The sequence below is a fragment of the Streptomyces sp. NBC_00299 genome, from assembly GCF_036173045.1.
Taxonomy (GTDB): domain Bacteria; phylum Actinomycetota; class Actinomycetes; order Streptomycetales; family Streptomycetaceae; genus Streptomyces; species Streptomyces machairae.
On sequence record NZ_CP108039.1, the window covers coordinates 7,596,213 to 7,618,300 of the forward strand.

Annotated in this window: 20 protein-coding genes; 10 read left to right on the top strand and 10 right to left on the bottom strand. The window is 71.1% G+C overall.

The window, feature by feature from the left end:
• Positions 1-184 precede the first annotated feature (184 nt).
• Complete coding sequence (locus tag OHT51_RS33920; protein WP_328428829.1) at positions 185-1,240, top strand: LLM class F420-dependent oxidoreductase; 1,056 nt, start codon at positions 185-187, stop codon at positions 1,238-1,240.
• 249 nt (positions 1,241-1,489) lie between these two features.
• Positions 1,490-2,278: a ferritin-like domain-containing protein gene (locus tag OHT51_RS33925; RefSeq protein WP_328882725.1), complete on the top strand. Its 789-nt coding sequence runs from the start codon at positions 1,490-1,492 to the stop codon at positions 2,276-2,278.
• A gap of 13 nt (positions 2,279-2,291) precedes the next feature.
• On the opposite strand, the gene corA is transcribed toward OHT51_RS33925, so the two are convergent.
• Positions 2,292-3,290, bottom strand: a complete 999-nt coding sequence (gene corA / locus OHT51_RS33930; RefSeq protein WP_328882726.1) for a magnesium/cobalt transporter CorA — start codon at positions 3,288-3,290, stop codon at positions 2,292-2,294.
• 62 nt (positions 3,291-3,352) lie between these two features.
• Between corA and OHT51_RS33935 the strand changes: the two genes are divergently transcribed.
• The 4 genes from OHT51_RS33935 (at position 3,353) to mshC (ending at position 6,876) form a co-directional block, all read left to right on the top strand.
• Positions 3,353-4,039, top strand: coding sequence for a histidine phosphatase family protein (locus OHT51_RS33935; RefSeq protein ID WP_328882727.1), 687 nt, complete (start codon positions 3,353-3,355; stop codon positions 4,037-4,039).
• Positions 4,040-4,154: 115 nt separating this feature from the next.
• Positions 4,155-4,745, top strand: coding sequence for a DUF3090 domain-containing protein (locus tag OHT51_RS33940; protein ID WP_328882728.1), 591 nt, complete (start codon positions 4,155-4,157; stop codon positions 4,743-4,745).
• Positions 4,709-5,527 carry an SCO1664 family protein gene (locus OHT51_RS33945; protein WP_328882729.1) on the top strand — a complete coding sequence of 273 codons (819 nt, stop codon included), beginning with the start codon at positions 4,709-4,711 and terminating at the stop codon, positions 5,525-5,527. Before OHT51_RS33940 ends, OHT51_RS33945 begins: the two co-directional genes overlap by 37 nt.
• 119 nt (positions 5,528-5,646) lie before the next feature.
• Positions 5,647-6,876 (top strand): cysteine--1-D-myo-inosityl 2-amino-2-deoxy-alpha-D-glucopyranoside ligase, encoded by a 1,230-nt coding sequence (mshC, locus tag OHT51_RS33950; protein WP_328882730.1) that lies wholly within the window; start codon positions 5,647-5,649, stop codon positions 6,874-6,876.
• Between the two features lie 106 nt (positions 6,877-6,982).
• Here the strand turns inward: mshC and OHT51_RS33955 are convergent, their stop codons facing one another.
• Both OHT51_RS33955 and OHT51_RS33960 read right to left on the bottom strand, forming a co-directional pair.
• Positions 6,983-7,609, bottom strand: coding sequence for a hypothetical protein (locus OHT51_RS33955; protein WP_328882731.1), 627 nt, complete (start codon positions 7,607-7,609; stop codon positions 6,983-6,985).
• 35 nt (positions 7,610-7,644) lie between these two features.
• Positions 7,645-9,369 carry a S8 family peptidase gene (locus OHT51_RS33960; RefSeq protein WP_328882732.1) on the bottom strand — a complete coding sequence of 575 codons (1,725 nt, stop codon included), beginning with the start codon at positions 9,367-9,369 and terminating at the stop codon, positions 7,645-7,647.
• A 310-nt stretch (positions 9,370-9,679) separates the two neighbouring features.
• On the opposite strand from OHT51_RS33960, the gene OHT51_RS33965 reads away from it, so the two are divergent.
• Positions 9,680-10,654 carry an SMP-30/gluconolactonase/LRE family protein gene (locus tag OHT51_RS33965; RefSeq protein ID WP_328882733.1) on the top strand — a complete coding sequence of 325 codons (975 nt, stop codon included), beginning with the start codon at positions 9,680-9,682 and terminating at the stop codon, positions 10,652-10,654.
• 109 nt (positions 10,655-10,763) lie between these two features.
• Here the strand turns inward: OHT51_RS33965 and OHT51_RS33970 are convergent, their stop codons facing one another.
• Entirely contained in the window at positions 10,764-11,747 is a 984-nt protein-coding gene (locus OHT51_RS33970) for a PAC2 family protein (protein WP_328882734.1), read from the bottom strand.
• A gap of 400 nt (positions 11,748-12,147) precedes the next feature.
• The gene (locus OHT51_RS33975; RefSeq protein ID WP_328882735.1) at positions 12,148-12,576 is read right to left on the bottom strand and encodes a hypothetical protein; all 429 of its coding nucleotides are present in this window, start codon (positions 12,574-12,576) and stop codon (positions 12,148-12,150) included.
• On the opposite strand from OHT51_RS33975, the gene OHT51_RS33980 reads away from it, so the two are divergent.
• Positions 12,467-14,446 (top strand): hypothetical protein, encoded by a 1,980-nt coding sequence (locus OHT51_RS33980; RefSeq protein ID WP_443052744.1) that lies wholly within the window; start codon positions 12,467-12,469, stop codon positions 14,444-14,446. The genes OHT51_RS33975 and OHT51_RS33980 overlap by 110 nt on opposite strands.
• A gap of 39 nt (positions 14,447-14,485) precedes the next feature.
• Here the strand turns inward: OHT51_RS33980 and OHT51_RS33985 are convergent, their stop codons facing one another.
• Positions 14,486-15,157 carry a FadR/GntR family transcriptional regulator gene (locus OHT51_RS33985; RefSeq protein ID WP_328882737.1) on the bottom strand — a complete coding sequence of 224 codons (672 nt, stop codon included), beginning with the start codon at positions 15,155-15,157 and terminating at the stop codon, positions 14,486-14,488.
• Between the two features lie 97 nt (positions 15,158-15,254).
• Here OHT51_RS33985 and OHT51_RS33990 point away from each other — a divergent pair, with 97 nt between their 5' ends.
• A complete protein-coding gene (locus OHT51_RS33990; protein WP_328882738.1) occupies positions 15,255-15,587 on the top strand; it encodes an ArsR/SmtB family transcription factor in 333 nt (110 codons plus the stop codon).
• Between the two features lie 73 nt (positions 15,588-15,660).
• Entirely contained in the window at positions 15,661-16,530 is an 870-nt protein-coding gene (locus tag OHT51_RS33995; RefSeq protein ID WP_328882739.1) for a TIGR03620 family F420-dependent LLM class oxidoreductase, read from the top strand.
• Positions 16,531-16,741: 211 nt separating this feature from the next.
• Here OHT51_RS33995 and OHT51_RS34000 read toward each other — a convergent pair whose 3' ends face one another.
• The 4 genes from OHT51_RS34000 to OHT51_RS34015 all read right to left on the bottom strand — a co-directional run bounded on the left by OHT51_RS34000 (position 16,742) and on the right by OHT51_RS34015 (position 21,927).
• Complete coding sequence (locus tag OHT51_RS34000) at positions 16,742-18,358, bottom strand: glycerol-3-phosphate dehydrogenase/oxidase (RefSeq protein ID WP_328882740.1); 1,617 nt, start codon at positions 18,356-18,358, stop codon at positions 16,742-16,744.
• A gap of 49 nt (positions 18,359-18,407) precedes the next feature.
• The gene (glpK, locus tag OHT51_RS34005) at positions 18,408-19,949 is read right to left on the bottom strand and encodes a glycerol kinase GlpK (RefSeq protein ID WP_328882741.1); all 1,542 of its coding nucleotides are present in this window, start codon (positions 19,947-19,949) and stop codon (positions 18,408-18,410) included.
• Between the two features lie 96 nt (positions 19,950-20,045).
• Positions 20,046-20,840, bottom strand: coding sequence for an MIP/aquaporin family protein (locus OHT51_RS34010; RefSeq protein ID WP_328882742.1), 795 nt, complete (start codon positions 20,838-20,840; stop codon positions 20,046-20,048).
• 322 nt (positions 20,841-21,162) lie between these two features.
• Entirely contained in the window at positions 21,163-21,927 is a 765-nt protein-coding gene (locus tag OHT51_RS34015) for an IclR family transcriptional regulator (RefSeq protein ID WP_328882743.1), read from the bottom strand.
• Positions 21,928-22,088: the final 161 nt, after the last annotated feature.

Sequence of the window (22,088 nt, forward strand, 5' to 3'; positions counted from 1 at the left end):
TACTGGCCAGAACCTGCCATGTGGGGGCCTGTGGATAACCAGTTTTCCGGACGGTGACCGGGGATACCGACGGCCGTGCCACCGCCTGTGGAGCGACGCCCGCCACACTGGCCTCCCCGCGGGACGTCCCCCGCGCTAAGGTCGGGCCCACAAGGGACGTTACTGATCGGTAAGGGGATCGGCCATGCAGCTCGGGATCAACCTCGGCTACTGGGGTGCCGGAATGGACGCGGACAACCTCGCCGTCGCGCAGGAGGCAGACCGGCTGGGGTACGCCGTGTGCTGGGCCGCCGAGGCGTACGGCTCGGACGCGGCCACCGTGCTGAGCTGGGTCGCCGCCCAGACCGAGCGCATCGACGTCGGCTCCGCCATCTTCCAGATCCCGGCCCGCCAGCCGGCGATGACCGCGATGACGGCCGCGACCCTGGACTCGCTCTCCGGCGGCCGCTTCCGGCTCGGCCTCGGCGTCTCCGGGCCGCAGGTCTCCGAGGGCTGGTACGGCGTCAAGTTCGACAAGCCGCTTGCACGCACGCGTGAGTACGTCGAGATCGTCCGCAAGGCCATGACGCGCGAGCGCCTGTCGTACGAGGGTCAGCACTGGACGCTGCCGCTGCCCGGCGGCCCCGGCAAGCCGATCAAGCTGACCGTGCACCCCCAGCGCGAGCACATCCCGCTCTACATCGCCGCCATCGGCCCGAAGAACCTCGAGCAGACCGGTGAGATCGCCGACGGCGCCCTGCTGATCTTCCCCTCCGCCGAGCACCTGGAGGACACGACGATCAAGTACCTGCGCGCCGGGCGCGAGAAGGCCGGCAAGACCCTCGACGGGTTCGACGTCTGCCCGACCCTGCCGCTCGCCGTGGGCGACGACAAGGACGTGGCCACGCTGGCCGACACCTTCCGCCCCTACACCGCGCTGTACGTCGGCGGCATGGGCAGCCCCAAGCAGAACTTCTACAACCAGCTCGCCCAGCGCATGGGGTACGAGAAGGAAGCCGCCGAGATCCAGACCAAGTACCTCTCCGGCGACAAGCAGGGCGCCGCGGCCGCCGTACCGCACGACCTGATCGACAGGACCACGCTGCTCGGCTCCGTCGACCGCATCGCGGACCGGATGAAGGCCTACGCGGCGGCCGGGGTCACGACCCTGTCGCTGGCTCCAGCGGGCTTCACGCTCGACGAGCGGCTCGCCTCGCTCCGCGCCGGCACCGAGGCCCTGGAGCGCGCCGGGCTCGCCTGACGCCCGGCGTCAGCGGCCGGCCGTAGGGCCTGGCAAGTTCAGCGGCCGTGGTGGGGGCTCGGGGGTCTTCCCCGCCACGGCCGTCATGCAGAACAACGCGCGCGTGTCCACGCGGTTACGCCCGCGTCGTGACCCCGATCGTCATTCTTTTGGCGGAGTTGTCCGACACAGCTGTTGCAGCACCTCTCTTACCGCATTTGACTCGTTCTTTGCGGAATCCTGCGGCGTCCTGCAGAGAGGTGCCCCACGATGCTTTCGGCCAAGAGTCTGTTCCAGGAGATCATCGACAACGACGAGTCCTTCCGCCTGTTCTGCTCCATCGCGGCCAGCGGCGAGACCCAGGGCGGCTGGGAGAACGCGCGCATCGCCGCGCTCGTCCCGGAGAGCCAGCGCGCGCTCGCGCCCAAGATCACCCGGCACGGGGCGGACGAGGACAAGCACGGGCGGATCTTCAACGCCCTGATGAAGAAGCGCGGCCTCGAACCCGTCCCCGTCCCGCCCGAGACCGACTACACGATGCTGCTGGAGCAGCACGGCATCGGTCTCGCCCACGAGAAGCTCAAGTCCGAGCAGCCGCTCACGGTCGAGGACATCGTCGTCTACCTGTCGCACAGCCGGGTCACCGAGCAGCGGGCCGCCGACCAGATGGTGATGCTCAGGAAGTACTTCGCCGACCACCCGGACGTCGGCAAGGCCGTGCGGATGATCTCCAACGACGAGGACAATCACCTCGCGTACACCCATGAGGAACTGCTGCGCTTCGCGGCAGCGGGGCGCGGCCGGCTGATCCAGCGGACGCTGCGCGAGTGCGCGCTCGCCGAGATCCGGGTCTACCGGGACGTCAGTCTCGCGGTCATGGACCACATGGGGCGCATCCTCGGCTGGCCCCGCCCCAAGGCGGCCGTGCTCGCCGCGGGCATCCACGCCATGTACGTCTGGGAGCGGATCGCGGGCTGGCGGCGCATGGTGTCCCTGAGGATGCCGGAACGACGCGACGCCCTCGGCGGACCCGCCACGTCCGCGCCCGAGTTCGCCTGACCGCATCCGGTCCCTACAGCCAGCCCCGGCGTTTGAACAGCCGGTACAGCAGCACCTCGAGGGCGGCCATGGCCGCGATCAGCGCCGGATACGACCACCGCCAGGTCAGCTCCGGCATGTGCTCGAAGTTCATGCCGTAGATCCCCGCGATCATCGTGGGGACCGCGGCCATGGCCGCCCACGCGGAGATCTTCCGCATGTCGTCGTTCTGCCGGACGCTCGTCTGCGCGAGGTGCGCCGACAGGACGTCGGAGACGAGGCGGTCGAGGCCCTCGACCGCCTCGTTCACGCGCGTGAGGTGGTCGCTCACGTCGCGGAAGAAGGGCTGCGCCTTGCCGTGCACGAAGGGCACACCCGAGCTGAGCAGACCCGTGTCGGCGAGCTGTTCCAGGGGCTGCGCCAGCGGGCCGGTGGCCCTGCGGAACTCCAGGACCTGCCGCTTGAAGGTGTAGATCCGGGACGCCGTGTGCCGTGAGCCGCCGTGGGCCGGCGAGAACACCTCCGCCTCCAGCTCGTCCAGGTCCGTGCCCAACTCGTCCGCCACCTCCACGTAGTGGTCGACCACGGCGTCGGCGATCGTGTACAGCACCGCCGTGGGACCGTGCCGGAGCATCTCCGGCTCGTGCTCCAGGCGGCTTCGTACCGCCGCCAGCGGGGCCTCCTCGCCGTGCCGGACGGTCACCACGAACGAGTCGCCGATGAAGACCATCACCTCGCCGGAGGTGACGACGTCGCTGTCCGGGTCGTAGCCGACCGGCTTGAGGACCACGAACAGCGAGTCGTCGTACACCTCCAGCTTGGGACGCTGATGAGCGTTGAGCGCGTCCTCCACGGCCAGCGGGTGCAGCCCGAACTCCTCGGTGACCTTGTCGAACTCCTTCTCCGTGGGTTCGTACAGGCCGATCCAGACGAAGGCGTCGTCCTGGAGGCGGCACAGATCCAGGGCGTCGGAGATGTCACCCGGCCCCGGTATCCGGCGCCCGTCCCGGTAGATGGCGCAGTCGACGATCACGGAGCGTATTCTCCCGTCCTCCGGCCACGAACGCACCCCGTCGTGCGCCTACCCTGGGCGGCATGCCCACGCTGATCCTGGTCCGGCACGGACGTTCCACCGCCAACACCGAGGGACTGCTCGCCGGGTGGACGCCCGGCGTCGCCCTCGACGAGCGCGGGGCCGAGCAGGCCGCCGCACTGCCCGGACGGCTCGCCGCTCTGCCGCTGTCCGAGGTCGTCACGAGCCCGCTCCAGCGCTGTCAAGAGACGATGCGACCGCTCCTCGAAGCCCGGCCCGGACTCACCGCGCACACCGACGAGCGGATCGGGGAGTGCCACTACGGCGACTGGTCCGGCCGCAAGCTCGCCGAACTCAAGGACGAGCCGCTGATGGAGGTCGTCCAGGCGCACCCGTCGGCTGCCGCGTTCCCGGGCGGCGAGTCGATGCGGGCGATGCAGACCCGGGCCGCCGAGGCCGTACGTGAGTGGAACGCGCGCGTGGAGCGCGATCACGGCGGTGACGCCGTGTACCTGATGTGCTCGCACGGCGACATCATCAAGTCCCTTGTCGCGGACGCACTGGGTCTTCATCTCGACCTCTTCCAGAGGATCTCCGTTGAACCGTGTTCCATCACCGCGATCCGCTACACACGCCTGAGGCCGTTTCTCGTACGCCTCGGGGACACCGGTGATTTCGCGTCCCTCGCCCCGCGCGAGGAGCCGCCGGCCGGTGACGCGACGGTCGGGGGCGGCGCGGGCGCACCGTGATCGTTCGGCGCAGTAGGGTGAAGCGGTCGAAGCAGCGTCGTACCCACGATTCCGTCGACCCACGATTCGCCGTACTCACGATTCGCCTTACTCACGATTCCAATGGAGACAGGACGTGTCCCGTCAGGTGTTCCTCTACGACCCCCCGGACCGCTTCGTGGCCGGTACGGTCGGACTGCCCGGGCGCCGTACGTTCTTCCTCCAGGCCACCGCAGGCTCCCGGGTGACCAGCGTGGCCCTGGAGAAGACCCAGGTCGCCGCCCTCGCCGAGCGCATGGACGAGCTGCTCGACGAGGTCGTACGGCGGAGCGGAGGCAGCGCCTCCGTCCCTGCCATGGCGCCCTCCGAGATCGCCGACAGCGAGCCGCTGGGCACCCCCATCGAGGAGGAGTTCCGCGTCGGCACCATGGCCCTTGCCTGGGACGGCGAGGAGCAGCGGATGATCGTCGAGGCCCAGGCCCTGGTGGAGCTCGACGCCGACTCCGAGGAGGACCTCGCCGAGGCCGAGGAGCGGCTGCTTCAGGACGAGGAGAACGGGCCCCCGATGCTGCGGGTCCGGCTCACCGGCGCGCAGGCGCGAGCCTTCGCCAAGCGTGCCCTGGACGTCGTCAACGCGGGGCGGCCGCCGTGTCCGTTGTGCAGCCTCCCGCTCGACCCGGAAGGACACGTATGTCCGCGCCAGAACGGATACCGCCGCGGAGCGTGACCTCGGTGGAGCTGCTCACCGAGGGTGAGCTGACCGTGCGCGGCCGCATCCGCGAGGCGTCCAACGCGGCGCTGTTCTGCACGGTCGCGTACGAGGGGCAGGAGGCGTCCTGCGTGTACAAGCCGGTCGCCGGTGAGCGGCCGCTGTGGGACTTCCCCGACGGGACGCTCGCGCAGCGCGAGGTCGCCGCGTACGAGATCTCCGAGGTGACCGGCTGGGGCCTCGTACCGCCCACCGTGCTGCGGGACGGGCCGTACGGCGAGGGCATGGTCCAGCTCTGGATCGAGGCCGCGCCCGAGGCCGAGCTGCTCGCCCTGGTCGACGGCGAGGAACCCGAGCCCGGCTGGAAGGCCATCGGGTTCGCCGAGGTCGGCGAGGGAAAGACCGCGCTGCTGGTGCACGCCGACGACGAGCGGCTGCGGCGCATGGCCGTCCTGGACGCCGTGATCAACAACGCCGACCGCAAGGGCGGGCACCTGCTGCCCACGGAGGGCGGGCGGCTGTACGGCATCGACCACGGCGTCACGTTCAACGTCGAGAACAAGCTGCGGACCCTGCTGTGGGGCTGGGCTGGGGAGCCGCTGACCGGGGAGGCCGTCGAGGTGCTCGGCTCCCTGCACAAGGGGCTGGCGGCGGGCGGCGAGCCGGCCGTACGCCTGGCCGGCCTGATCACGGCCGCCGAGGTGGAGGCCACGCGCGCCCGTGTCGAGGCGCTGCTGACGTCCGGGAAGCATCCGGAGCCGAGCGGGGAGTGGCCGGCCATTCCCTGGCCGCCCGTGTAGGAAGCCTCTCCGGAGGTGTCGCGCGCAGCACAGCGGCCGGCATCGCGCAAGAACGCATCACCGGCCATCCGGCCTGGTCCGGTTCGTGTACGGAACATCCGTCCGGTTAGGCTCATGACATGTATGCCTGGCCCGCTTCTGAGGTCCCCGCCCTGCCCGGTGAGGGCCGCGACCTGAGGATCCACGACACCGCGACCGGGGGCCTGGTCAGCCTCGACCCCGGTCCCGTCGCCCGTATCTACGTCTGCGGCATCACGCCGTACGACGCCACCCACCTGGGACACGCGGCGACCTACAACGCGTTCGACCTCGTGCAGCGCGTGTGGCTCGACACCAAGCGCCAGGTTCACTACGTCCAGAACGTCACCGACATCGACGATCCGCTCCTGGAGCGCGCCGAGCGTGACGACATCGACTGGGCCGCCCTCGCCGAGAAGGAGACGGCCCTCTTCCGCGAGGACATGACCGCCCTGCGCATGCTGCCCCCGCAGCACTACATCGGCGCGGTCGAGGCGATACCCGGCATCGTGCCGCTCGTGGAGCGGCTGCGGGACGCGGGTGCCGCGTACGAACTCGACGGCGACATCTACTTCTCCGTCGAGTCCGACCCGAACTTCGGCAAGGTGTCCCACCTCGACGCCGCCGCCATGCGGCTGCTGTCCGCCGAGCGCGGTGGCGACCCGGACCGTCCGGGCAAGAAGAACCCGCTCGACCCGATGCTGTGGATGGCCGCACGCCCGGGCGAGCCCCACTGGGACGGCGGTTCGCTCGGACGCGGCCGGCCCGGCTGGCACATCGAGTGCGTCGCCATCGCCCTCGACCACCTCGGCATGGGCTTCGACGTCCAGGGCGGCGGCTCCGACCTCGCCTTCCCGCACCACGAGATGGGCGCCTCGCACGCCCAGGTGCTCACCGGCGAGTTCCCCATGGCCAAGGCCTACGTCCACGCCGGCATGGTCGCGCTGCACGGCGAGAAGATGTCCAAGTCCAAGGGCAATCTCGTCTTCGTCTCCCGGCTGCGCCGCGACGGCGTCGACCCCGCCGCCATCCGGCTCGCCCTCCTCGCCCACCACTACCGGGCCGACTGGGAGTGGACCGACCGGGTGCTGGAGGACGCCGTGGCCCGCCTCGACCGCTGGCGCGCGGCGGTGTCCCGGCCCGACGGACCGTCCGCCGAGGCGCTCGTCGAGGAGATCCGCGAGGCCCTGGCGAACGACCTGGACGCCCCGGCCGCGCTCGCCGCGGTCGACCGCTGGGCCGCCGCGCAGGAGGAGAGCGGCGGCACGGACGAGGGCGCCCCCGGCGTCGTATCGCGTGCTGTGGACGCGCTGTTGGGCGTGGCTCTCTAGGCGCACCCCGGGACAACCGCGGACACGAGAGGGGCGCTTCCTCCCCACGGGTGGAAGCGCCCCGACGCGTTTGTTCCAGGTGGCCGTCAGATTGTCCAGGTGGCCGTCAGAGTCGCTGGATCCGGACGCTGCGCAGCACACTCGGCGACTGGGTGTCCCAGATGCCGATCACCTGGTGGCCGAACGCGAAGGCCTGCTGGATCTGCTGGTGGATCTGCGGGTTCGGGTTGTTCAGGACCCGGAACTGGTTGTTGATCCGCAGGAAGATCTGATGCGGCTGCCCCTGCAGCGGGTGGACGATGTCGATGAAGCCGTTCGCCACACCGGAGGCCAGAGCCTGCGCCTGGACCTGCTGGACGACCTGCTGCACCGCCGCCAGCGCGACCTGCTGCAACTGCTGCTGCATCTGCTGCTCGGCCTGCTGTGCCTGCTGGTCCTGCTGCGGGTTCTGCTGCTGGCCCAACTGCTGGCCGCCGAACTGCTGCTGGCCCAGCTGCTGCTGGGGCTGCTGCTGCCCGAACTGCTGGCCCAGCTGCTGGAGCAGCTGCTGGTAGGGCTGTTGCTGGCCGAGCTGCTGGAGCTGCTCCAGCGAACCGCTCATGCCCATGCCGGACGGCTGCTGCTGGCCGTGGCCCTGCTGCTGTCCGTACGGCTGCTGCTGGTACGGCGACGTGCTCGGGAACTGCTGGCCCTGCTGTTGTCCCATGTGACTCATCTGCGGGGTGGTGCTCATACGGGTGTCACCTTCCCTTGATGTGATGGGCTGCGTCAGCCGGTGATCACCAGGCCGACGATCTCGTCGTCCGAGAACCACACTCGGACATCGGGCCGTCCCCCCGCGAAGGCGGTGTGGACCGCCTGGCGGATCTCCGGGGACGGGTGGTTGAGGTTCCGCCACTGGCCGGCCACGAACAGCCGGAGCCGGGGCGGGAGTTCACGCGGATACGGCAGCAGCTCGTCCCAGTACCGCTCGGCCCGGCCGGAGCCGACCGCCTGCGGCACCAGATGGGTGACGGCCGCCTTGATGTCGGGCCGGTTGCCGATCCGCTGGGAGGCCGGCCGGCCCGGCGCGTCCTGCTGCGGGGAACCCGTCGCCCGCAGCACGGCGCGCGCACGCTCGGGGGACATCGGCGGCTGGCCGGCCACCTTGAGTATGCCCTGCAGCGAGGCCAGCGCGCCGACCACGACCGGGGAGGCGGACGACGTCCCCGAGAACGTGTCGGTGTACCAGGCGATCTCCTCGGGCCCGCCCTGCAGATCGCCGGGCCGGTCCCAGGAGCCGCCGGTCGTCGTCACCTCGCGCCCCCAGCCCTGCGCGTCCACCCGGGCGCCGTAGTTGGAGAACGCCAGCCGTGAGCGGTCGGGGCCGTGGTCGCGGCCGTGCGTGCCGGGCGGCGGGGCGCCCGCACCGACCAGCACGGCGCCGGAGGACGGGTTGGAGGGGTTGAACGGGTTGCGCCACACCTCGGGGAATCCGTCCGTGCGGCGCTCGTAGACGGCGTCGTCGAGGGACTCGGCGCCGTTGCCCGCGGCGGCGACCACGAGGACGCCCTTGGCGGTGGCGTGGCGGACGGCGGCGAAGTCGTCCGGCCACCATTCGAGAGCGACGTAGCCGCGCTGGTCGTCGCGTTCGGCGTACTCGAACCGAGGCCCCGGGCGGTGGAGTTCGATCAGCAGGATGTCGCCGGGGCCCAGCCGGTCGGCCGCCGCGTGGATCGCGCCCGCCGTGCCGATGCCCTGGAAGGACGCGGCCGCGGTCACCGTGTCCGGCACGACGCCGGTCACGCCGCGTTCGCCCCGGTCACCGCCGATCACACCGATCACGGCGGTGCCGTGGTTGCGCCAGGCGAGGTCGGTCAGCGGGGTGCCGACGACGACGCCGGCCAGTTTGGCGGCCAGGTCCTCGTGGCCGAGCTGCCAGGAGCCCTCCACATCGATCACGGTGACGCCCTGACCCGTGCCGCCGGGCCGCTGCCACGCCCAGTGCGCGTCGACGCCCTCGGGCGCGGGCCGCAGATAGCCCTGCCGGCCGCTGAAGTCGGGCGTGACCGGCGCGCCCTCCTTCAGACGCCCGCTGTCCTCCCCGATCCGGCTGAGGGAGGCGGGCACCGCGCCCGGCTTCACATACGCCGTGTCGATGCCCGGCAACGCGGCGATGCGGGCGCGCAGTTCCTCGGCTCGGCTCTGCCCGCCGCGTACCCGGTAGAACAGCGCGAGGTCGGGCACGTCCTGCGCGCCGGTGTCCTGCTGCAGCCGTTCCTCGCTGCCGAACAGGGGCTGAAGTGCCAGCTGTTCGTCGGTGAGGAACATGTTGAGAGCCGAGACGTCGGCGCCCGCCACCGACCGCACGCCCTCGGCCCGGGCACGCAGCCGGGCCTCGGGCCGGGCGACGACGATCAGTTCCTGCTCGGCCCCTCGATAGGTGAATCCCGCTCCGTCGGGCCCCGGCCCGGACGCTCCCGGGCCCTGCGCCGGCTGTGCCTGGTCGGTCATCGTCTGCCGCTCCCTTCGGTCCTGCGGGTGGCAAGTGCGGGTGGTGCGGCGCGCCTTCGGGGGACAACCAAGCACTCGCGGAGCGTTCCGTCCAGACCGCTTTCGCCAACTCGGTTTGGAAACAAGTTGAATTGGGCAACGTGTGCATTCCGGCTGGAAACAGCTGTCACGCGGCAATCGGGTCAGATGTGTCCAGTCGCTGTCGAGAGGCTGTCTACGGCTGCGGGGGCGGTCGGCGTGTGGTGGGGTGGAGGAGTCAGTTGACCGTTGGACCGTCCGACGGCCGGTCCTGTCCGCGGAAGGACGCATCGTGGCCCCCGAGCACCGCTCCTTCGCACCTCATCCCACCCGCCGCACCCTCCTCACGGCCGGCGCCGCCACCGCCGGTGCCGTACTCGTCGGGTCCGCCGGCACCTCCGCCACGGCGGCCGGAAAGACCCGGCCCACCGTGATCAACCTCCCGAACGGCTTCCGCCCGGAGGGCATCACCATCGGCGGGGGACCGTACGCCTACCTGGGCTCCCTCGGCGACGGCTCGATCCTCCGCGCCGACCTGCGCACCGGCGAGGGTTCCGTCGTCTCGGCCGGGCCGGGCACGCCCTCGGTCGGCCTCAAACTCGATCACCGGGGGCGCCTGTTCGTCGCCGGACGCGGCCAGGGCGCCCGCGTCGTGGACGCCCGCAGCGGCAGGATCCTCGCCTCGTACGTCCTCACCACGGCGACCCCGACCTTCGCCAACGACGTGTTCCTGACCTCGCGCACGGCCTGGTTCACCGACTCCTACCAGCCCGCGCTGTACGCCCTGCCGCTCGGCCGGCGCGGCGAACTGCCGGACGCGGACGAGGTCGTGACGCTTCCCCTCAGCGGCGCCTGGAGCCAGGTCCCCGGCGAGGTCGTCAACGCCAACGGCATCACCGGCACCCCCGACGGCTCCGCGCTCCTGGTGGTGCAGTCCGGGGTCGGCGGCCTGCACCGCGTCAACCCGCGCACCGGCGTCACCGAGCTGGTCGACCTCGGCGACGCGGCCCCGCTCACCAACGGCGACGGGCTGCTGCTGACCGGGCGGACGCTGTACGTCGTCCAGAACCGGCAGAACGCCATCGACGTGTTCAGGCTCGCCGCCGACGGCCGCAGCGGCGTCTTCCGGCGCCGGATCACCGACCCGCTCTTCGACGTACCGACCACGGTGGCGGCGTACCAGGGACGCCTCTACCTGCCCAACGCACGCTTCACCACGACGCCGACACCGGAGACGACGTACGACGTGATCTCCGTGCCGGCATGATCTCCGTGCCGGCGTGATTTCCATGTCGGCATGATCTCCGTGCCGACACGACGAGCTCCGTCCCCGTGAGGCGAGCGAGGGCGGTGCGCCCGGCGCACCGCCCTCGTCCTCACTCCTCCGACGACTCGTCGTCGTCCGTGCCGCTCGGCCTGGGAGGCTTCGGAGGCTTCGTCCGGCCTCCGGGGTTGTCCTTCAGGAAGGGCCCGGTCTCCCCGCCGTCCGCCGTGGCGTGCCCGCCCGCCGACGGGCTGCCGCCGTCCCGTCTGCGCAGATACCGCTCGAACTCGCGGGCGATCGCCTCACCCGACGCCTCCGGCAGCTCCGCCGTGTCCCGGGCCTCCTCCAGCGACTGCACATACTCCGCGACCTCGCTGTCCTCGGCGGCCAGCTGGTCCACGCCGACCTGCCAGGCGCGCGCGTCCTCGGGCAGCTCGCCCAGCGGGATGCGTACGTCGATCAGGTCCTCGAGCCGGTTGAGCAGGGCCAGCGTCGCCTTCGGGTTGGGCGGCTGCGAGACGTAGTGCGGTACGGCGGCCCACAATGACACCGCGGGTACGCCGGCGTGTGTGCACGCCTCCTGGAGGACGCCGACGATGCCCGTCGGGCCCTCGTACTTGGTCTCCTCCAGGTCCATGCGGCGGGCCAGGTCCGGGTCGGACGTGGTCCCGCTGATCGGGACCGGACGCGTGTGCGGGGTGTCGCCGAGCAGGGCGCCCAGGATGACCACCAGCTCCACTCCCAGCTCGTGGGCGAAGCCGAGGAGCTCGTTGCAGAACGAGCGCCAGCGCATGGATGGCTCGATACCTCGGACGAGGACGAGATCACGCGGCTTCTCGCCGCTGATGCGGACCACCGACAACCTTGTCGTGGGCCACGTGATCTTGCGCACTCCGTCGTCCATCCACACCGTGGGGCGGTTGACCTGGAAGTCGTAGTAGTCCTCGGCGTCCAGCGCCGCGAACACTTCGCCCTTCCACTCCTTGTCCAGATGCGCGACCGCGGTGGAGGCGGCGTCGCCGGCATCGTTCCAGCCCTCGAACGCGGCCACCATGACCGGGTCGATCAGCTCGGGAACCCCCTCGAGCTCGATCACCCAGTGCCTCCTTCCGACGTGCCCTCGCCTGACGACCCAACCTTACGGCGTGCGACGGGGGCGCCCGCAGCCCCCTTGCATGGGGGAGTGAACGGATCACTGCCCCGTTCACCACCCCGGAACACCCCGCAGTCATCCGAGCTGTGTCCTGGCCGTCGGGTGCGGTTGACGGTCCCGTCACCCACTCGTGTGGCAGCGGCCGCAACCGGCTCCCGGCGTGGCCGACCTGCGGAACTCTTCGTCGGGTGAGCGGAGTTGCCCCCAGGTCGCGCGTACGGCGCGCCGGGATCGTCTACCTGGCCCTGTTCGCCGCGGGCACGCTGGGGGCACTGCTGATCGCCCCGCGTGTCGAGGACCCGGCGGCCGTGGTCGCGGCGCTGCTGCCGACGGGGGCCGGTGCCTATCTGGCGTGGAGCGCGTATCGGGCGGACCGCGCCGAGGCGGCGTCCGCGGCGACGGACCCCGCGGTCGTCGCCGACCGGCTCGCCGTCGCCGTACGGCGGCAGTGGGAGGCGGAGGCGCGGGCGCGGCGGCTGGCGGACCCGTATCCGCTGCCGGTGTCCTGGCGGGACGCCGACGCCGACCTGGCCGAGGTGACGGCGGGGCCGGCGGGCCGGGACGGGGAGATCGGCGCGGCCTTCGCGGACCGCGTCCCCGGCCGGCGGCTGCTGGTGCTGGGGGCGCCGGGGTCGGGGAAGACGCTGTTGCTGGTACGGCTGCTGCTCGCGCTGGTCGAGGACCGGACGGCGGGCGATCCGGTCCCCGTGCTCTTTCCCCTGGCCTCCTGGGACCCGACGGCCGTGGATCTGCGGGCCTGGATGGAACGCAAGCTGGTGCAGGACCACGCCGAGCTGGGAGCGGCGGCGCCGGGGGAGTATGGGGACGCGACCCTCGCCGGGATGTTGCTGGAGCGGCGCCGGGTGCTGCCGGTGCTGGACGGGTTCGACGAACTGCCCCCCCGGGATGGGCGGGTTGGCGCTGCACCTGATCGCCGAGGCATTGCCGTACGGCTGCGGTCTGGTGCTGTCCAGCCGCCCGGCCGAGTACCGGGCGGCGCTCCGGCCCCGGACGGGGGTGCCCGCGCGGCTGACGGGGATGGCGGGGATTCACCTCGAACCGCTGGGCGCCGACGACGTGGCCGACTATCTCCTGCGCGGCGCGGGCGGCCATGGTGCGCCGGCGGCGACGCGGTGGGCGCCGGTGGTGGCGGTGCTGGGGACGGACGCGCCGGTGGCGCGGGCGCTCGGCAGCCCGCTGATGGTGTCGCTGGCCAGGACCGTGTACAACCCCCGGCCGGGGGAGGTCGAGGGCGAACTGCCGGATCCCGCCGAGCTGTTGCGGTGCCCGGCGCGCAGGGCGGTGGAGCGCCATCTGCTCGATGCCTTCGTCGATGCCGCGTACCGGCCGCGCCGGGAGCGCCCGTGTCCGTGGACCCCCGGCCAGGCCCGGCACGCGCTGCGGTTCCTGGCGCGGCACATGGAGCGGGGCGCGGACGGGGCGGCCGAGGTGGCGTGGTGGAAGCTGGGCCAGGCCGTGCCGGGTGCCCTGCCTCAGGTACTGGCCGGTGTGCTGCTGGGCGTCCTGGGCTGGCTGGTCGAAGGCGCGATCATGGAGGTGATCCAGCTGTTCGCACCGCAGGTGCCGTCGCCGACCCGGTGGGAGGAGCGGGGCGGACTCGGGGTGGTGGCGGCCGGGATCTGCGGCGGGCTTGCGGGCGGCCTCGCGGCGGGCATGGCCATCACGCTGCTGTGCGTGGCGGCGGTCGCTCCCGACGTACCCGCCGCGCTTGTCCTGCACCGCCTGGCCGACGGTGGTTCGCTGGCGCTCGTCGGAGTGATCATCTCCGGATTCGCCTTCGGCAGCAGGACCGCCGTACGGCGGCCCGCCGACTGGGACTGGCGGCTCCCGGCGACGGGATGCGCGGCCGCGATCTGCTACGCACTCTGCTTCGGCAACGCCTGCGGAACCGTCAGCGCCCTGCTCTACGGCCTGATGGCGGCGGCCGTCGGCAGGGACGGCGTCGGTGCGGACCCCGCCTGCCCCGTGGCCCGGGCGCGCTGGCACTGGAGCCCGCGGGGCGTGAGCCGGGGACTGCTGGGCGGGCTGCTGCTGGGCGGCAGCATCCTGATCGAGGGCCTGCTCGCGGACGTCCTCTCGGGCGGGGATGCCCGGATGTACATCGCGCCCGCCGATCCCGTTGCGGCGGGCTGGGCGGCACTGCAGGTGGGCGCGGTGTTCGCGGTGGCCTGCCTGCTGGTGAACGGCCTGCGGACGGTGCCGGTCGACCTCGGCGTCTGCGTCGAGGGCCGCGCCCTCCTGGCCAACGACCGGCGCACGCTCGGCACCTGTGTGCTGACGGCGGCGGTGCTCGGCGCCGTGGTGATCGGCACCCAGGGCTGGTGCGCCACCGTCTGGGGCTCGACGGGCGTGTGGGGCGGGGCCGCCACCGAGGGCCGGCACTGGGTCTACGCCGTCGGGCTGGTCCCCTCGCTGCTGACCGGGCTGGCCATCGGCATCCGCCAGTCGGCCTGGAGCCGGTACGCGGTGGCCCGCGGCTACCTCGCCCTGCGCGCGAAGGTGCCCTTCGACCTCATGGCCTTCCTGGCCGACGCCCACGAGCATCACGGCGTGCTCCGCCGCACCGGCGCCGTCTACCAGTTCCGCCATATCGAGTTGCAGCACCGCCTGGCCGGCCCTGACCTCGGACCCTGACTTCAGACCCTGCCCCCCGCCCCGACTCACAGAGTGGAGCGCAGCCACTGCTCCACGCTCGCGATGTGCACCGTCGCCCACGACCGGGCCGCCTCCGCGTCGCGGTCCCGCAACGCCTCCAGGATCGCCCGGTGTTCGTGCAGGGTCCGGCTCACCGCGTCCTCCTGGGTGAGGCCGCGCCAGATGCGCGCTCGCGTGGTGGGCCCGGACAGGCCGTCCAGCAGCGAGCACAGGACCGAGTTGCCCGAGCTCTGCACGATGCCCCGGTGGAACTCCAGGTCGCAGGCGACCAGCTCCTCCACCGACGGGTCGTTGCCGAGCTTGTCCAACTGGTTCGTCAGCGCGCCCAGTTGCTGCTCGCTGATGCGCGACGCTGCCATCGCCGTGGCAGCCGGCTCCAGGATGCGGCGCACGGCGAGGAACTCCAGCACCGTGTCGTCGCGGTGGAAGTCGACGACGAAGCTCAGCGCCTCCAGCAGCAGTTGCGGATCCAGGCTCGTGACGTACGTGCCGTCGCCCTGCCGTACGTCCAGGATCCGGATCAGCGACAGGGCGCGCACGGCCTCCCGCAGGGAGTTGCGGGACAGCCCGAGTTCCGCGGCCAGTTCGCTCTCCTTGGGGAGCCGGTCGCCGGGGCGGAGCGCGCCGGAGACGATCATGCCCTTGATCTTCTCGATCGCCTCGTCGGTGACTGCCATGGCCGGCCTCCCTGCCGTTCAGGATGTCGCGCAAGACATCCGATGTCTGACGCCATTATGCGGGGTCGGCCGAGAGGGCGACCTATACTCCGGATCCATGGCCGACGCAGCGACCTCACCGGACCCCGACCTGGTCAGCGCCCTGCGGGCGTTGTCGAATCCGGTGCGCCTGCAGTTGCTGCTGTGGCTGCGTGAGCCCGAGCGGCACTTCCCCATCGACAAGGCCATCGCCGATCCCGGCGAGGTCGGGGTGTGCGTGAGCCACATCCAGGCCAAGGCGGGGCTGGCCCAGTCGACGGTGTCGGCGTATCTGGCGGAGTTGCAGCGGGCCGGGCTGGTGCGGGCGACACGGGTGGGGAAGTGGACCCACTACCGGCGCGACGAGGGCCGCATCGCCGGGCTGGTGGCCCAACTCGGGGTGACCCTCTAGTCGTTGGCGTGTCTCGCGCCGGGCGTGGCGTGTCTGCTGCGTCTCATATCGAGAATCTGCGATATTCCGATCCATGATGAATCTGGGAACGTTCGGCATCTACACCTTCGACTTCGAGCACCAGCCAGCCACACAGGTACGCGACTCGGCCCAGGAGCTGCAGGAACGGGGATGGCGGGCCCTGTGGGTCCCGGAGGTCGGCGGTCGCGAGGCCCTCACCCACGCCGGCTTCCTGCTCGCCGCCGCCGAGCGGTTGCACGTCGTCAACGGCATCGCCCAGATCTGGTCCCGCGAGGCCCGGGCGACGTACGGCGCGAGCGCGCTGCTGGCCGACGCCTACCCGGACCGCCATGTGCTCGGCCTGGGCTTCGGCGGGCTGAAGAGGCCAGGCGTCAAACCGCTGGCGGCGATGGCCGCCTACCTCGACGAGCTGGACGCCCTCGCCAAGGAGTCACCCGTCCACGCCCCGCAGACCCCGGTACGGCGCGTCCTGGCCGCGTACGGCCCCAAGATGATCGCCCTGGCCCGGGACCGTTCCCTCGGCGCGCACACCTACCACGTCAACACCGCCCACACCGCCGCCGCGAGGGAGATCCTCGGCCCGGACGCCTTTCTCGGCGTGGAGCACCCGGTCCTCCTGGAGCCGGACCCCGCCCGGGCGCGCGCGACGGCACGCGAGCATCTGGGGCCGTACCTCAACACCCCGTACAACCTGGCCAAGTTCCGCAGGCTGGGCTACTCGGACGAGGAGATCGAGCACGGCGGCAGCGACCGCCTCGTGGACGACCTGGTGTTCTGGGGGGACGTGGACACGGTGACCGACAAGCTCCGGGCCCACGTGGCGGCGGGAGCCGATCATGTCGCCGTCCAGGTGATCGGCATCGAGCCGGGCCGGTCCGCGTCGGCGCACTGGAGGCGGCTCGGCGAGGCGCTGCTTGCCTGAGAGACGGAACCCGAAAGACGGCAACCCTAAAGACGGCAACCCCTAAAGACGAAAGGGGCGGCTCCGTCGGCATGGAGCCGCCCCTTCCGGTGGTGGCCGGCCCCGGTGCGGAAGGGGCCGCCCTCGTGCGATCCGGCCTGGTCAGGGGAGTGGCCGGACCTGGCGCCGTGGGAGGCTCATCCGGCGAAACCCTCCCTCGGCGCGTGCGAGGTCATTTCTTGTCGAGCAGGTCCTGCACCTTCGCCCGGACGTCGTCCGTCGCCAGACCCCGGATCGTCAGCGTCGTACGGCGGCGCAGCACGTCGTCCTGCGTCTCGGCCCACTCGTTGTCGCGGGCGTAGACGACCTGGGCCCAGATCTCCGGGGCGTCGGGGTGGACGCGCTCGCCGAGCTCCGGGTTCTCGTTGGCGATACGGGCGATGTCGAAGGCCAGCGAACCGTAGTGGGTGGCCAGGTGCTTGGCGGTGTCGGCCGCCATGCGCGGACCCGGCGCCGGGCGGTCGGTGAGCAGACGGTGGGCGACCGCGCGCGGGTTGGCGATGCCCGGCAGGGGCAGCTTCTTCGGCAGCGAGGCGATCGGCTCGAAGTCGTCGCCCAGCGGGTGGCCCGGCAGCGCCTCCAGCTTCTTCATGATCGTGCGGCCGATGTGCCGGAAGGTGGTCCACTTGCCGCCCGCGACGGACAGCATGCCGCCCGTGCCCTCGGTCACGACCGTCTCGCGCTTGGCCTTCGCCGTGTCACCGGGGCCGCCCGGCAGTACGCGCAGACCCGCGAAGGAGTAGGTGATGAGGTCGCGGTCCAGCTGCTGGTCCCGGATGGAGAACGCGGCCTCGTCCAGGATCTGGGCTATGTCCTTCTCGGTGACCGCGACGTCCGCCGGGTCGCCCTCGAACTCCTCGTCCGTGGTGCCCAGCAGGAGCATGTCCTCCCAGGGCAGGGCGAAGGTGATGCGGTACTTGTCGATCGGGGTCGCGAGCGCAGCCTTCCAGGGCGCGGTCCGCTTCAGGACCAGATGCGCGCCCTTCGACAGACGGATCGACGGCGCGGCATTGGGGTCCTCCATCTTGCGCAGGTGGTCGACCCACGGGCCGGTCGCGTTCAGCACGAGGCGGGCGTTGACGCCGAACTCGTCACCGGTCGTGCGGTCCTTCAGGTCCGCGCCGGTCACCCGGCCCTTGGTGAAGCGCAGGCCGGTGACCTCGGCGTGGTTGAGCACGACCGCGCCCGCCTCGACGGCCCCGCGGACCGTCATCAGCGCCATGCGCGCGTCGTTCATCTGGTCGTCGCCGTACACGGCCACGGCCTTGAGGTTGTCGGTGCGCAGCTCGGGCACGTCCTGCGCCGCCTTGGCGGGGGAGAGGAGGTGTCCGACGCCGTCACCGAACGCGGAGAGCGCGGAGTAGGCGAAGACGCCCGCCCCGAGCTTCGCAGCGCCGTGCGGCCCGCCCTTGTACACGGGGAGGTAGAACGTGAGCGGGTTCGCCAGGTGGGGGGCCACCTGGCGGGAGACCGCACGGCGCTCGAAGTGGTTCTCCGCCACCAGCTTCACCGCGCCGGTCTGCAGGTAGCGCAGACCGCCGTGGAGGAGCTTGGAGGAGGCGGAGGAGGTGGCGCCGGCGAAGTCGCCGGCGTCGACCAGAGCCACCCTGAGGCCGGACTGCGCGGCGTGCCAGGCGGTGGAGATGCCCAGGATGCCGCCGCCGATCACGAGAAGGTCGTACGACGCCTTGGCGAGCTGCTCCCGGGTCTCGGCGCGGCTCGGGTTGGAGCCGGAGGCCGGGTGCGTACCGAGGGCAGGCACGGACTGCAGGGTGGTCTGACTGGTCATTTCGGGTTCTTACTCCTCATCAGAGTTCGAGAGCTGGCGAGTGCTGCTCTCAGCTCTCGTCGTCCTCGATCCAGCCCATGGTCCGCTCGACGGCCTTGAGCCAGTTCTTGTACTCACGGTCGCGGGTCTCCGCGTCCATGTGGGGGGTCCACTCGGCGGCCCGGCGCCAGTTGGCGCGCAGTTCGTCGGTGCCGGACCAGAAGCCGACGGCGAGACCGGCGGCGTAGGCGGCGCCGAGGCAGGTGGTCTCGGCGACCATCGGGCGCACCACGGGTGCGTCCAGGACGTCCGAGAGGGTCTGCATCAGCAGGTTGTTGGAGGTCATGCCGCCGTCGACCTTCAGGGCCACCAGCTCGTCGCCGGAGTCCTTGACCATGGCGTCGGCGATCTCCCGCGTCTGCCACGCGGTCGCCTCCAGGACGGCACGCGCGAGGTGCGCCTTGGTGACGTACCGGGTGAGGCCGGCGATCACACCGCGGGCGTCGGAGCGCCAGTGCGGGGCGAACAGGCCGGAGAAGGCCGGTACGAAGTAGGCGCCGCCGTTGTCCTCGACCGAGAGCGCGAGCGTCTCGATCTCGGCGGCGGTGGAGATCAGGCCCATCTGGTCGCGCATCCACTGCACCAGCGACCCGGTGACGGCGATCGAGCCCTCCAGGGCATACACCGTCGGCTCGTCGCCGATCTTGTAGCCGACCGTGGTCAGCAGGCCCGCGTACGAGTTGATGATCTTGTCACCGGTGTTCATCACCATGAAGGTGCCGGTGCCGTACGTCGACTTGACCTCGCCCTCGGAGAAACAGGTCTGGCCGAACAGGGCCGCCTGCTGGTCGCCGAGCGCGGAGGCGACGGGGATACCGCCGAGCAGGTCGCCCAGCTTGCCGCCGGTGACCTCGCCGTAGACCTCGGCGGAGGACCGGATCTCCGGCAGGATCTGCAGCGGTACGCCGATGGACTCGGCGATCTTCTCGTCCCACTCCATGGTGTGCAGGTTCATCAGCATGGTGCGTGAGGCATTGGTGACGTCCGTGACGTGCTTGCCGCCGTCGGCACCACCGGTCAGGTTCCAGATGACCCAGGTGTCCATGGTGCCGAAGAGGATGTCGCCGGCCTCGGCGCGCTCCTTGAGGCCCTCGACGTTGTCCAGCAGCCAGCGGGCCTTGGGACCGGCGAAGTAGGAGGCGAGGGGCAGACCGGTCTCGCGGCGGAAGCGGTCCTGGCCGACGTTGCGGCCGAGCTCCTTGCAGAGCCCGTCGGTGCGGGTGTCCTGCCAGACGATGGCGTTGTGGACGGGCTCACCGGTGTTCTTGTCCCACAGCACGGTGGTCTCGCGCTGGTTGGTGATGCCGATGGCCTTGATGTCGTCACGGGTGATGCCGGCCTTCTGGACGGCTCCGGCGACGACCTCCTGGACGTTGGTCCAGATCTCGTTGGCGTTGTGCTCGACCCAGCCCGGCTTCGGGAAGATCTGCTCGTGCTCCTTCTGGTCGACGGAGACGATGCGGCCGTCGCGGTCGAAGACGATGCAGCGGGACGAGGTGGTGCCCTGGTCGATGGCGGCGATGAAGGGCCCGGCGGTGTGGGCGTCGGTCACTGTGTGCTCCTGGAAGTTCCGTGGTTATGGGGCTTTACGTACGGCGCGTGCTGAGAGTTTCGGTGCTTCTCACTCAAACGGGTGAAGCTCGTACTCCTAAGCAAAAGCGACGTTGTATATGCCTGCCGCGATGGCGCCGCCGATCAGCGGACCGACCACCGGGATCCAGGCGTAGCCCCAGTCGGAACCGCCCTTGTTGGGCAGGGGCAGAAGGGCGTGGACGATACGCGGACCGAGGTCACGGGCCGGGTTGATCGCGTAGCCGGTCGGGCCGCCGAGCGACAGACCGATCGAGACGACCACGAGCGCGGTGATCAGGGCGCCCAGGGTGCCGAGGCCCTTGCCGCTGTCGTTCAGGCCCTGCGTGAGGACCGCGAGCACCAGCACGACGGTGCCGATGATCTCCGTGGCGAGGTTCTGCACCGCGTTCCGGATCTCGGGACCGGTGGAGAAGATGCCCAGGACCGGGCCGGCGCCCTTCTCCTGGGCCTCGACGGCCTTGGCCGACGTGGCCTGCGCACCCGGACCGCCGACGATCTCCTTGTCGGTGAGGTGGGCGTGGAACTGGCCGTAGTAGGCGACCCACACCAGCGCCGCACCGATCATGGCGCCGAGCAGCTGTCCGGCGAAGTACGTCGGAACGTTGCTCCAGTCGCTGTCCTTGATCGCGAGCGCGACGGTCACGGCCGGGTTCAGGTGGGCGCCGGACAGCGGCGCCGAGGTGTAGACCGCCGTGAGTACTGCGAAGCCCCACCCGAAGGTGATGGCGAGCCAGCCGGCGTTGCGGGCCTTGGAGGCCTTCAGCGTCACAGCGGCACAGACGCCGCCGCCGAGCAGGATGAGTATGGCGGTACCGATGGTCTCGCCGATGAAGATGTCGGAGCTGGACACCCGCGACTCCTTTGTCCTTCGTCCAGGGGAAGCCGAACCTCCGGGTCCCTCCGGTGGTTCGCGCCGCCCTCGGGTGAGAGCGGCGCCGGCCCTTGGCGTTGTCACACTCTAGCGCGTATTGCCGGTAGGTGTTCGACAATGCCGACCGATGGACGGGAGCTTGCCCCGGCGTCACACATGCGTCAAGGGTCGCGTCGTCGAATGTGCGATCGTTGTCGCTTGTGTTGATTTGTCGACACCAGTGACGGCAGTGCCGGGGAATGGCGAAGCACCGGAACGTCCTACGACGTCCCGGTGCCCACTTCTCGCCCCGTTCGGCTTCTCAGAACCGCCCTGCGCCCAGGTCCCGCGACACCGCGCGGGCGCAGTCCCGCACCGCCGCGACCAGCTCCGGGCGCAGCTCGCCGTCACGGCACAGCCGCTCCACGGCGCCGGTGATGCCGACCGAGCCGACCGGCATGCGGCGCCGGTCGTGGATGCAGGCGGCGACGGAGGCGACGCCCTCCCAGGTCTCCTCGACGTCGGCCGCGTAGCCACGCGCGCGTGTCATGTCGAGGATGTGCTCGAAGGCGTCCAGCTCGCACACGGTGCGGTCCGTGAAGGCCTTGCGGTCGGCCTCGATGGCCTCGCTGTGCGCGACCGGGTCGTACGCCGACAGGACCTTGCCCAGGGCTGTGGAGTGCAGCGGCTGCATGGCGCCGATCTCCAGCACCTGCCGGCTGTCGTCGGGGCGGAAGACGTGGTGGACGATCAGCACGCCCTGCTGGTGCAGCACGCCCAGATAGACGCTCTCCCCGCTGGAGCGGGCCAGGTCGTCCGTCCACACCAGGGCGCGGGCCCGCAGCTCGTGCACGTCCAGATAGGTGGTGCCCAGGCGCAGCAGCTCGGCGCCCAGCTGATAGCGCCCCGACGCGTCGTCCTGCTCGACGAAGCCCTCCTGCTGGAGGGTGCGCAGAATCCCGTGGGCGGTGCCCTTGGCGAGGCCCAGCGACGAGGCGATGTCGGACAGGCCGAGGCGCCGCTCACCGCCCGCGAGGAGCCGCAGCATCGCGGCCGCCCGTTCGAGCGACTGGATGTTCCGTGCCATCGCCGTGCTGCCTCCGTCCCCTTCGAGCGTCGACCGTGCGACGTCGCTGCCACCGTTCGGCAATGTCGAACACTACCGGTCGATGCCGACCTCCCGCTAATGGTCGGCGGTTATCGGTCCACCGGTGTTGCCTCGCGCGTGGCCGAAGATCGACCCTGCCG